9 protein-coding genes are annotated in these 12,398 nt (G+C 38.3%); 4 read left to right on the forward strand and 5 right to left on the reverse strand.

Features of this window, described 5'->3' with window-relative positions:
• Positions 1-270: 270 nt before the first annotated feature.
• Positions 271-1,473, forward strand: a complete 1,203-nt coding sequence (gene prpF, locus H4J69_RS11360; protein ID WP_182216859.1) for a 2-methylaconitate cis-trans isomerase PrpF — start codon at positions 271-273, stop codon at positions 1,471-1,473.
• Positions 1,474-1,566: 93 nt separating this feature from the next.
• Here prpF and dgcA read toward each other — a convergent pair whose 3' ends face one another.
• The 4 genes from dgcA to gltS form a co-directional block, all read right to left on the reverse strand.
• Positions 1,567-2,634 (reverse strand): N-acetyl-D-Glu racemase DgcA, encoded by a 1,068-nt coding sequence (dgcA, locus tag H4J69_RS11365; RefSeq protein ID WP_182216857.1) that lies wholly within the window; start codon positions 2,632-2,634, stop codon positions 1,567-1,569.
• Positions 2,634-3,629, reverse strand: coding sequence for an N-acetyltransferase DgcN (gene dgcN / locus H4J69_RS11370; protein ID WP_182244608.1), 996 nt, complete (start codon positions 3,627-3,629; stop codon positions 2,634-2,636). Before dgcN ends, dgcA begins: the two co-directional genes overlap by 1 nt.
• A gap of 128 nt (positions 3,630-3,757) precedes the next feature.
• Entirely contained in the window at positions 3,758-4,633 is an 876-nt protein-coding gene (locus tag H4J69_RS11375; RefSeq protein WP_182216853.1) for a LysR family transcriptional regulator, read from the reverse strand.
• Positions 4,634-4,683: 50 nt separating this feature from the next.
• The gene (gene gltS / locus H4J69_RS11380) at positions 4,684-5,898 is read right to left on the reverse strand and encodes a sodium/glutamate symporter (protein ID WP_182216851.1); all 1,215 of its coding nucleotides are present in this window, start codon (positions 5,896-5,898) and stop codon (positions 4,684-4,686) included.
• 335 nt (positions 5,899-6,233) lie between these two features.
• Between gltS and H4J69_RS11385 the strand changes: the two genes are divergently transcribed.
• The 3 genes from H4J69_RS11385 to H4J69_RS11395 all read left to right on the forward strand — a co-directional run bounded on the left by H4J69_RS11385 (position 6,234) and on the right by H4J69_RS11395 (position 11,945).
• The gene (locus H4J69_RS11385; RefSeq protein ID WP_182216849.1) at positions 6,234-9,104 is read left to right on the forward strand and encodes a TonB-dependent receptor domain-containing protein; all 2,871 of its coding nucleotides are present in this window, start codon (positions 6,234-6,236) and stop codon (positions 9,102-9,104) included.
• Positions 9,105-9,202: 98 nt separating this feature from the next.
• The gene (locus H4J69_RS11390) at positions 9,203-10,375 is read left to right on the forward strand and encodes a M14 family metallopeptidase (protein WP_182216847.1); all 1,173 of its coding nucleotides are present in this window, start codon (positions 9,203-9,205) and stop codon (positions 10,373-10,375) included.
• A gap of 10 nt (positions 10,376-10,385) precedes the next feature.
• The gene (locus H4J69_RS11395; RefSeq protein ID WP_182216845.1) at positions 10,386-11,945 is read left to right on the forward strand and encodes an amidohydrolase family protein; all 1,560 of its coding nucleotides are present in this window, start codon (positions 10,386-10,388) and stop codon (positions 11,943-11,945) included.
• Between the two features lie 232 nt (positions 11,946-12,177).
• On the opposite strand, the gene H4J69_RS11400 is transcribed toward H4J69_RS11395, so the two are convergent.
• Positions 12,178-12,342, reverse strand: a complete 165-nt coding sequence (locus tag H4J69_RS11400) for a hypothetical protein (protein ID WP_182216843.1) — start codon at positions 12,340-12,342, stop codon at positions 12,178-12,180.
• Positions 12,343-12,398: the final 56 nt, after the last annotated feature.

Here is a 12,398-nt window from a genome sequence, read left to right on the forward strand (position 1 = left end):
TTTTAATGTTTTATCTAGGTTTAAAGTGCTCATTGACCTTAGTCAACTGCGCATTGGCATTGATAAAACACTTCTTATAAAAATCAACTCGGTGTAATTTTAATTAAAGCAGCAATTTAGGTAACTAATTTGCTGCTTTTTATTAGTGACAAAATCGTAAAGCAAAAAGCTTTTTAGTAAAGATAATGGCAGCAGCATAGACCGCTATGTGACATCATTCAACCTAGCTAAAGCGTCTTTTGAGAAGCGAAAAATATTGAAGGAAAACTGATGATTCATACTCCCCAAGTACACATACCTCAAGTAAAGATTCCTGCTACTTATATGCGTGGCGGCACTTCAAAAGGTGTGTTTTTTAATTTAACTGATTTACCTGAACGTTGTCAGGTTGCCGGCGAAGCACGCGATAATATGCTGCTACGCGTTATTGGTAGTCCAGATCCTTACGGCAAACAAACCGATGGTATGGGCGGCGCAACCTCAAGCACCAGCAAAACCGTTATCTTAGCAAAATCAAACCAAGCCGATCACGATGTAGATTATTTATTTGGCCAAGTGGCTATCGATAAAGCGTTTGTTGATTGGAGTGGTAACTGCGGTAACTTAACCGCTGCAGTTGGCTCATTTGCGATTAATTCTGGCCTTGTTGATGCAACGCGTATTCCTGAAAACGGTATTTGTACCGTACGTATTTGGCAAAAAAACATCTCGAAAACGATTATTGCTCAAGTACCTATCACCAACGGTGAAGTACAAGAAACAGGAGATTTCGAGCTCGACGGGGTTACTTTCCCTGCGGCAGAAGTACCGGTTGAATTTATCGCGCCCGTTGATCCATCAGAGGCGATGTTTCCAACGGGGAATATTGTTGATGACCTAGAGGTACCCGGTGTTGGCGTTTTTAAAGCAACCATGATCACCGCAGGTATCCCAACCATCTTTTTAAATGCAGATGAAATTGGTTATACCGGCACCGAGTTACAAGAAGCCATTAATGGCGACCCTGCAGCACTAGAACGCTTTGAAACGATTCGTGCTTATGGCGCGATTAAAATGGGCTTAATTACTGAACTTTCAGAAGCCGAGGCTCGCCAACATACGCCCAAAGTTGCTTTTGTTGCACCAGCAAAAGATTATGTTACCTCAAGTGGTAAAGCTGTTTTAGCAAGCGATATTGACTTACACGTTCGCGCATTGTCTATGGGTAAATTACACCATGCGATGATGGGCACAGCTGCAGTGGCTATTGGCGCAGCAGCCGCTATTCCTGGTACCTTAGTTGCTCTTGCTACTGGTAATGCTGCAGGTGAAGGATCAGAATCTGTGACTTTTGGTCATCCATCAGGCACGCTTAAAGTAGGAGCACAAGCCAGTGAAGTTAATGGCGCTTGGATTGTTGATAAAGCCGTAATGAGCCGAAGTGCTCGGGTATTAATGGAAGGTTGGGTACGTATTCCTGGCGATTCATTTTAATTTCTAATTAAAACTTAAAAAAAAGCCCTGCAAGCAGGGCTTAGACATTTCAAAAAATTGAAGTCTTTAAGGGAATAAAGAGAAACATAAAAATTAATCAATAAGTAAATTACTCGCTGCTTGCAATGTATGCGGACCGCCCCATAAAATCGGTGGAAGAGGTTGCATCACCCCTTTGTCAAAACTGAAACCAAACTCTCGGTCATCGCGTATAAGTAATGGGCCGTCTAAGTCAACATAACGTGCTTTGTTAACAAGTAATGCAGCTGGGGCCATGGCTAAAGAACTTCCAACCATACACCCGAGCATAATTTCGAAGCCTTGACGTTTTGCTTGCTGAGCCAGCAAAACTGCTTCGGTTAAGCCGCCTGTTTTATCGAGTTTTATATTAATAACTTGATAACGACCTTTTAAATAATCAAGCTCTGCACGAGTATGACAGGATTCGTCAGCGCAAAGAGGAATGGGTGAGTCAAAATTAATTAAGGCTTGATCATGTCCAGCTTGAAGGGGTTGTTCAATTAAAATAACGTTTAACGCTTTAAGCTGTGCACAGTTGTTCGCCAAATCATCAATTGACCAGCCTTCGTTAGCATCAACAATGAATTCGCTGTTAGGCGCTGCCTGCGCGATAGCTGTCATTTTTTTGATAATATCTTGATTATCAAGCTTAACTTTAACTAATGGCGGGTTATTAAGTTTAGTAACGGCTTCAGCCATAGCTTCAGGCGTATCTATACTGAGTGTTTGAGCTGTAATACAAGCTTTAGCAGGATCAAGGTGTAATAATTCTTCGACCGTTGTGTTTAGTTTTTTAGCTTGTAGATCCCACCAAGCACAATCTAAAGCATTTCGTGTTGCTCCTGCAGGTAAGGAAGCAAGCGTTTCACCAATGTTTTTATTGGTTATCTCGGTTAAAGCTAGCGCGCTAATTTGTTCCATAACAATATCCACAGATTCATTATAACGAGCGTATGGTACTGCTTCCGCCCAACCACAATGTGTTCCATCATCTATTGTTACTACAACCACATTTGCTTGAGTTTTTGCGCCTCGAGCAATACGAAAAACACTTTTTAATCGCAGTTGTTCATTGAAAACGTTGATTGTCAGTTTGTTAACTGAATGCTGTTTTTCACTTGCTTTATTTTCTGTCACCATTACAAAGTAGCCACAATGCTATCTGTACCATCTCTTAATGGGTCAACACAAGGAAGCGAAAATTCCTCACTTAGTTTAGCACAAATACGTTGCCCTTCTTCGACGCTAACACTTGAAGTATTCACCGTAATACCGACAACTTTAGTGTTTGGATTGGTTAATTTTGCGGCTTGTAAATTTAAGTTGATGGTTGCCTCAATGCTCGGAAATTTACTATGAGGTAAGCCGCGCATATAACTACGATTTAAGTCATGACAAATAACCAAAGCATCAGGTTGAGAACCATGCAGTAAACCTAAACTAACCCCTGCAAAAGCTGGGTGAGAGAGCGACCCTTGACCTTCAATAATATCCCAATGTTCGCTATCATTATTCGGAGATAAAGACTCAGCGGCCCCTGATAAAAAGTCTGAAATAACACAGTCAATAGCTACACCAGTACCTGCTATTAAAATTCCGCATTGTCCTGTTGCACGAAAATCAACATTCATTTTATGTTTTTTCATTGATTTCTCTAAGCTTAGAGAGGTATACATTTTTCCAACCGAGCAGTCAGTTCCTACCGTAAGGAGCCTTTTACCGGTGCGCTTAACGCCAGTTCCCGTAATAAATTCGGCTTTAGGATGACGAATATCAAGTAATTTTCGGTTTGTTTCTTTAGCTTTAGCGACAATTGCTGGGAAATCGGTAAGTTTATTGTGCAAGCCACTAACTATGTCCATGCCGTTGTCTAAAGCTTCAATAATATAGGGTAGCCATTTTTTATCTAGTATACCGCCACTGTTGGCAAAGCCAAGAATGAAAGATTTTGCGCCTTTCTCCGCGGCCTGCTTGATATTTAATTTTTTAATTCCCGTTGAAACTTTACAACCAGTAACCGCATATTCACCAATGCATAGTTCTGGGCGCCAATCTGAAACACCACGCGCCATTTTTATTGACAGTTGGTCGGTGGCGTCGCCGATAAATAATAAGTATGGAGAAGCAATATGCATAGCTGTATTCCTAAAGTTAAACGTGGATAATTTTTATTTGTATCCAGAGCTTAACTTAGTGAGCATGCATTAAAAGTGACAAGGTTTTAATTGATCATAACCTAGGGTTATGTTTTTGTTTTATTCCTTTAAAATCCTAGGGTTAGGTATGGCATAAACTCATCAATAACCTTTGAATACTTACGGTTTTCAAGATGAACAGCATTTATATTAAAAGCTAAAGTGGGTTCGAAAGATGCTATAGCGACATTATCGCTTAAGTTACCTTCTGCAGTAAAACGGTCGACAACACATACACCTACGCCTCTAGCGACTAATCTAGCGGCAATAAAGTAGGTTTGAACTTTGATTGTTGATTTGAAATTAATGTCTTCCTCCATAATTCTTGCCCATAGCATTTCAGCTAAGGGGCCGCTGTCGCTTATGTCAATAAATTCAAGATCACAGACTTCATTAAGGGTTAACTTTGTCGGACAATGCGGGAATTTGTCTTTAGGATAGACAATAACCAGCTCAGATTGTGCTAATGAAACAGAGGTCAACCCCGGCAGTGTTTTAGGAGAAAACAAAACCGCTAAGTCACATTTATGCTCTAATAGCGTTTGCATCATTTCGTCGTTATGAATAGTTTGAATATCGAAAGTGACATTAGGAAAGTCTTTATGGAAGTTGGCAATGACATTTGGGATAACATCAAAACCAAGTGCAGGAGAAACCCCTAAACTTATGCTTCCAAATTCTGACTTTTTAATATTTTGCGCGGTATTTTTGATTGAACGCATTTGTTGATAAATTTTGTCAACTTCATCAAAGAGCATTTCAGCTTCATCCGTTGGGATAAGTCGGCCCTTAACCCTGTCAAATAAGTTAAAACCTAATTGAAGCTCAGCATGAGATAACACTTTACTGACAGACGGTTGCGACACATGCAATATTTTAGCGGCATTGGTGATTGAACCAGTGGTATAAATAGCATGAAAAATTTCAATATGTCTTAAGCGCATTGTGTTTCCTAAAAATCAAAATATTAATGAGTGTTTTATACTGTCCGACTTTAACCATTCATAAATGGAAAACTTAAATATAACTGTATAACCAACGCATTGGTAATATCAATAAAAAATGCACCAACTAGTGGCACAACCAAAAATGCTTGAGGGGAAGGGCCATGACGAGAAACCAAAGATTCCATATTAGCAACCGCCGTTGGTGTAGCGCCTAAGCCGAACCCACAGTGTCCACCAGCCATAATTGCAGCGTGATAATTTTTTCCCATTATTCTAAAAGTGATAAAATAAGCAAATAACATGAGCATGACAGCTTGTACGAGAATCATAAATATCATTGGGCCAGCTAGGCTAACTAACTCCCAAATTTTAAGTGACATTAATGCCATTGCTAAAAACATTGAAAGTGCCATCGTACCCCATAAATCAATACACGCTCGGCTAATTTTATAGGTTTTAGTGAACTCGGTAAAATTGGTAATAACAACGCCTACTAATAATGGAATTAAAAAAGCAGGTAACACAACATCCACAGATTTTAGGGCTAAATAACCGATATTACCTAAATACATACAGCTTAAAATAACAAATAAAGTTTCCATCATCTTTCTTGGCGTAACAAGATCATGATCATCAGGATCAAAGGTGATGGTATCGTCAAGTTCTTCGTGGTACGAGTTATCGGGTTTCAAATTGTATTTTGTGATCAATCTTTTGCTGACGGGGCCACCAACAAGCCCACCTAAAATTAGACCTAAAGTTGCGGCCGCCATCGCTAATTCAAAGACACTACTAGGTAAACCATATTCATTAATGAATAAATCAGAGTATGTTGCACCATTACCATGGCCGCCAGAAAGGGTAACTGAACCACCAATGAGTCCCATTAAAGGATCTAGTCCTGTAGCCATTGCTATCGAAACACCCACCGCATTTTGCACAATTAAATATAAGGTGGCGACACCCAGGAACAACAAAACTTTAGGACCACCTTTAATAAGTAACGCAAAACTTGCACCTAATCCGACCGTTGTAAAAAAAATGGTCATTAATGGTGTTTTAAAAGACATGTCGAATAGAAAGTTTACCTCAAAATATATATATAAAATGGCTGAAAGTATTGAGAACACAATGCCTCCTACCACAGGTTCAGGAATATTATTATTTCTTAAAAACATCACTTTACTATTTAAAAAGTATCCCGTGAAAAGAATTAATAAAGCGATTATAAATGTTTCTATTATTGATATTTCTAGTTGCATGTTATTCGTTGCCTTTATTTTTATGACACTTTTATTTTTATAATGAATGAACTGTATGTTCAAAAACAGAAATCTGATTGTAAAGGGTAATCAACCAATAAGCAGTTCAAAAAGTTAACAAAAGCATAACCAAAGGTTCTAATCAATCAACTATCGCATATATAAACGCTTACTTTATGATAATCTTGATTGTACATAACTTTAGGTTATAGGGTTCGGATATTCTAGTAATGGTATTGTTGAATGACTTTGGGCAAGGTGAGTTTAATAAAAAAATGATCGGATATAAATATTCGACAAAAATGACCACAATTAAATTATACAAGGTGGAAGAAATGAAACAACAAGCGAAAAAATCACATAAATTAAAGCACTTAACCTTATGCGTTATCACGGCATTAACAGCCCAAGTTACTTTTCAAGTTCATGCCGAAGAAACATCAACTGAAGCAGAAGAAAAGAAAGTAGAGCGAATTAGTGTTATTGGCTCTAACGTTAAACGTGCTACTGATATTAGTCCATTGCCCGTAACAACAATGACGGCTGCGGATATTGAAAACTCAGCTGCCATGTCAGGAGATGAACTACTTCGCTCCATTCCACAAATGGGCTCTGTTAATTTTGGTGAAACTACCGGTTCTTCAAACGTCAATGATGCCCGTGGTGATGTTGGCTCATTCAACCTGCGTGGTTTAGGTGCTGGTAATACCTTAGTATTACTTAATGGTCGCCGAATGGTAAATCATCCTGGTACACAATCTAAATCAGGCGCTAACAAAGTACCTGTAAATACCGTTAACTCAAACACTTTACCTGTTTCAGGCTTACGTTCATTAGAAGTGTTGCGTGATGGTGCTGCTGCTGTTTACGGCTCGGATGCTATTGCTGGCGTAGTTAACTATGCGCTTGATAGTGAATATGTTGGTAACAAAGTGAGCCTTAGACATGGTGGTTCTCAAGGTACACCATTAAATGAAACAACTTTTACTTATTTAGGTGGTGTCGAGCTTAATAACGGTCTTTCTAACCTTGTTGGATCTTTAAGTATCTATAACCGTAACGGCATGATGGCAACAGAGCGTCCATATTCGGCAAGTCACGATAGACGCGAATACGCAGGGTTACCTGAAGAATTTATTGGTGATACACAATTAGATAATCGAAGTTCAGATACGCCTTGGGGCGAGTTTGACAGTGATAGCTTAGGAAGATTTCATTTACAACCTGACACTTTATCCGGTTGTGTAGATTCAGCACTGACAGTTGAAAATGTTTGTGTTGACCAGGGCAGTTCCGGTAGAGATATCCGTTTTGATCGAGGAACCACTCGTCCTTTATCTTCAGATGCAAAAAGAGTTAACTTTTATACTCACTTTACGCATGAAGTTAATGATGATGTTGAGTTTTTTGCGGAAGGTATTTATTACCAAGCGGAATTGACGAATCAATCAGAGCAAAATCATAACGGCAGTAAGCATCGCTTTAATATATCTGCAGATGCCTTTTACAATCCATTTGGCGAAGAAGTAACTTTACGCAGATATCGTCCTACTGATATAGGGCCAAGAACAGTTACGGTTGATGACAGTAGTTTTCGTGTACTTGCCGGCTTTAAAGGTTATATGGGTGCATGGGATTGGGAAAGTGCTGCATTTTATAGTGAAGCCGAAACGAATGACCGAAGCACACGTATTGATGTAAATGCCTTTGAAAAAGCAGTGAACAGTACAGATTCAGCCACCGCATATAACGTTTTTGGTGGTGGTGATGTTAACAATCCAAATACTATTGGTAATAGAACTTTAGTGTCTCCATCAATCAGCGACCAGTTTTTAATTGAAGCGCATACTTTATCGCAAACTAGCCTTGCGTCGATTGATTTCAAAGCAAGTAACCCAGAAATTTTCTCTATGCCAGCCGGTGACGCTGGGCTTGCTGTAGGTATTGAGTTTCGTCGTGAAACTTACGACAGTGACCGTTCAAAATATGTAGACGGAAGCTTGCCTTTTATTGATGCTTCAGGTGTTGTGAATGAAAGCTCATTGTATGGAAGTAGCGCAACAACTGATTCTAGTGCTAGCCGTAATGTAGGTTCAGCTTATGCAGAGCTTATCGTGCCATTAATTGATAGCGGTGATCAGTATGCTGAAGTTCAATTAGCAGCACGCTATGAAAATTTTTCTGATGGCGGTGATGCACTCAAACCTAAAGTTGCTTTATTTTACAAACCGACAGATTGGTTAAGTGTGAGAGCATCGTATGCTGGTGGCTTTAAAGTACCTGGCTTACAACAAAGCTCTGAAGAAGCAAGCATGCCACGTCGTTCTTCTAAGTATGACCCTGTAACTGATGAAACCTATGCGGTTATTGATAACCGTCAAGGTAATTCAGACCTTGAGCCAGAAGACAGTGTGAATACCTCTTTTGGATTCGTTCTTGAACCGACTGATAACTTAACGTTCACTATCGATTATTGGAATATTGACCAAGAGAATCTCGTTTTTCTTGCTCCTTATGAAACGGTGCTAGCGCACGATTATGTGATACGTCAAGACGGAGGCACTGGTAATTCTAATGTTATTCGTGATGGTGAACTAGTTGCTAGCCAAGTAAATAACCGATATATAAATGCAGCAAGCCAAGAATTGACAGGTATTGATTTTGGCATAGTATATGATTTTGAAACATCATTTGGTGATTTTGAATTTAACATTAATGCAGCACATTTAACTAAATATGAAACATCTGTTGATAGTCTTTCTGCAATCGTACTTGAAGCACAGAAAAATTTAGATAAATATCCTAACCTTGCAGAGGTAGAAGTTGCAGGTGTCGGCGATTTAATCTTAAAAGATGGTAATCCTGAATGGCGTGCTAAATCGTCGTTAAACTGGAAACTTAATCAATGGGGAGCTGGTATAAGTGTTAATTACGTCAGTGAATTTATTGATACCAGTGCAGATTATACCAATGATGATGAAGTAAAAGTGTTTTTACCGATTGCTAGTATGACAACTGTAAATGTATATGCGTCATATAAATTTGGTAAAGGTAGCCCTCTTGAAGGTACATACGCACGTTTAGGTGTTCGAAATATTGCTGACGAAGAGCCGCCATTAGCAGATAACTTCTGGCACGGTTACTCAGGAGATTACCACTCAAACCGTGGTCGTTACGTTTATTTAAATCTAAGTAAATCATTTTAAATATTAATATTTTCTTACTGTAAAATAACAAAGATGGCTTGGCAAATCACTTTAGCCGAGCCATCTTTATATTAACCATTCAACTTTAAAGATTAATTATGAAAAAATTATTATTTATTTGCGCATTGTCATTTTCAGTCTTATTACTTGCCGCTTGTGCTTCAAATGATGAAAGTATTAATACGCAAACATGTAATTCGGGCAATGTTATTTTAACCGCTGATTTTTCTGCAGGACGTATGGATGAGTGTAAGTCGCTTGGAAATAACGAGTATTTAATCCAACTAAAACCTGAAAATACTCCTATTAACTCAAGCCCATGGTATGCATTTAAAATACAAGCCAAGCAATCAGCAATGATTAAAATAACGATGATAGTGAAGGGGGACAAACACAGATACCTTCCTAAAGTTAGCCAAGACGGACAAAATTGGAAGCTACAACCCCATAAAATTAATGGTAAACGACTGATCATGAATATTGAAGCATCACCAAATGCGATTTATATTGCGGGTCAAGAAATTATCGATAACCAATACTATATAGATTGGGCGAATAAACTGATTAGCAACGATAACATCGGTCTTGATGTATTGGGACAATCGGTACAAAAACGTCCTATTTACAAAATTGAATCAATAGGCTCTGGTAATGAATGGCTAGTGATCTTGGGGCGTCAGCATCCCCCAGAAGTTACCGGCGCTTTAGCGTTATTTCCTTTTGTTGAAACATTACTTGCAGATAACGATTTAGCTAAGCAGTTTCGTGATAAATATAACGTATTAGTTATTCCCAATATTAATCCAGACGGTGTGTCTATGGGGAATTGGCGACATAATGCCAATGGTTTAGATCTGAATAGAGATTGGATTAACTTCAGCCAACCCGAAACCCAGCATATAAATAACTATCTGAGGTCACTCGTAGCAAAAGGTGAAAAAATCAAATTTGCCGTAGATTTTCATTCAACACAGAAAGATGTTTTTTACACCATGCCAGTAAATTACGGCGTAGAAGAACCTTATTTTGTTAAGCATTGGTTAGGTCAATTAGACAAAGCCATGCCTAACTTTAGAGTATTACTGCAGCCAGGAAATACACCGAATAATGGCGTGTCGAAACAATATTTTGCGGATCATTATAATGTTCATGCTATTACTTATGAGATGGGTGATGAATCAAATCGTGAAAACATTAAAATTATTGCGAAAAATGCATCAACACTATTAATGAGAACAATGCTGTCGAACACTAATCATAATAAAGAATAGGTCAGGGTTAATGAGTCAGAAAATGATTAAACAAGTATTAATAACGGGCTGTTTGCTTAGTTTATTTTCTTGTTCTTTTGAACCGAAAGAGCAGGTTGATACCTTAATTAAAAATGGCCAAGTTTACACAGGTATCCATGGTGAAGCACAAGCATTAGATATCGTACTATGCGGTGATATTATTTGTGGTGTTTATCCACAAGGTGATCATAACGTAATTGCTAAAATAGTCATTGATGCTAAAGGCAAAGTAGTTAGCCCAGGTTTTATTGATCCACATACACATAGCTTAGCAGAGCTTTATAGTCAGGATAAAAATCATAATTTAAATTACCTGACCCAAGGCGTAACGACGGTTATTAATGGAAATGATGGTGAAGGTCCCGTCGATATTGCAAAAGCAGCTGAAGACCTCGAAGCTAATGGTATTGGTACTAATGTTGGTTTACTCGTTGGTCACGGCAGTCTGCGTGAAGAAGTAATGGGCCGAGCTCAACGTTTTGCAACAAAAGAAGATCTTGACGAAATGTCGCTATTATTGACGAAAGCAATGGAGGCTGGCGGGCTAGGTTTATCAAGCGGGCTTTATTATGTACCGGGAAGTTTTGCCAATACCGAAGAAGTCGTAACGCTGGCTAAAATTGCGAGTAAATATGGCGGGGTTTATGATACGCATTTACGCGACGAAAGTACTTTTAATATCGGTTTAAGTGCAGCAATCGACGAAGCTATTCATATTGCAAGTGCAGCGGATATACATCTTCACCTTGCTCATATTAAGGCGTTGGGTGTTGATGTTTGGGGGCAAAGTAAAAATGTCATTGAAAAAGTAGAGCAAGCTCAAGCGAGCGGTTTAAGTATTTCAGCTGATCAATACCCTTGGTTAGCTTCAGGCACTAAATTACACAGTGCAGTAATGCCCAAATGGGTCATGGCTGATTCAAAAGAAGCCTTTTATAAACGATTAAATGATCCTAAGTTAGCCGAAAAACTACGTAGCGAAATTACTGAAAACATTCGCCGGCGCGGTGGACCAAAATCATTATTGATCACTGCTTTTAAAAACCAAGAGCTTGTTGGATTAACTCTAGCTGAAGTGGCAAACAAAAGATCATCAGACGCCATTACTACAGCGATTCAATTAGTACAAGAAGGTGATGTTCGTGTTGCCTCTTTTAATATGTCGCCACAAGATGTTGAAAAATTCATGATACAACCTTGGGTGGTTACATCGTCAGATGGAACTAATGGTCATCCAAGGAAGTATGCGAGCTTCCCTAAAAAATATCAAAAGTATGTTGTTGAAAAGAAACTACTTACTTTAGCTGACTTTATTAAAAAAAGTTCAAGTAAAACGGCTGAAATTCTTGGTTTAGACAATAGAGGGAAATTAGTTAAAGGCTATAAAGCTGATATTATTGTATTCAATCCAAAAACCTTTAGTGCGAAGGCTGACTTTTCTACTTGGAACCAATATTCAACAGGGATAGAGCATGTGATGCTAAATGGTGAATTAGTCATTCATCAAGGAAAGTATTTGAAAAAGCTTGCCGGTAAATTTGTTAATTAACTTGCTCATTAGTTAATAACAGTAATACGTAAGTGGAAACCATAACGTTATTAAACCTTAGTTCAATAACGTTTTTTCTCATGATGAATTAATTACATCTCCTGTTATCACAGGACGGGATCTAGACAATAATAAAGCTGTTAAATCGTATTAACACTAAAGTTTAAAAATCTTTAAAAAAGTTGTTTTGACATTTACAACCAAATCCACCCAAAAGCAATCATTCAATTTCTTAATTATACCCTAATATATAAAAGGGCGTTATATCGTCGCTTTCATAAGTAGACAGTGAGGGTTTAACATGTGCATCACTTAATGTACTACGCGTAAAAAATGAATTGGCTATTTTCTTATCTTCAGTTGTTTCTCCATCATTATTAGTTGTTGAATTTTTCATTATTGCCTCTGTTTCATCATTAATAGGGTATGACTTATCCTCACTCAATTCTCTCA

The organism is Colwellia sp. BRX10-9, from assembly GCF_014077405.1.
Lineage (GTDB): Bacteria > Pseudomonadota > Gammaproteobacteria > Enterobacterales > Alteromonadaceae > Colwellia_A.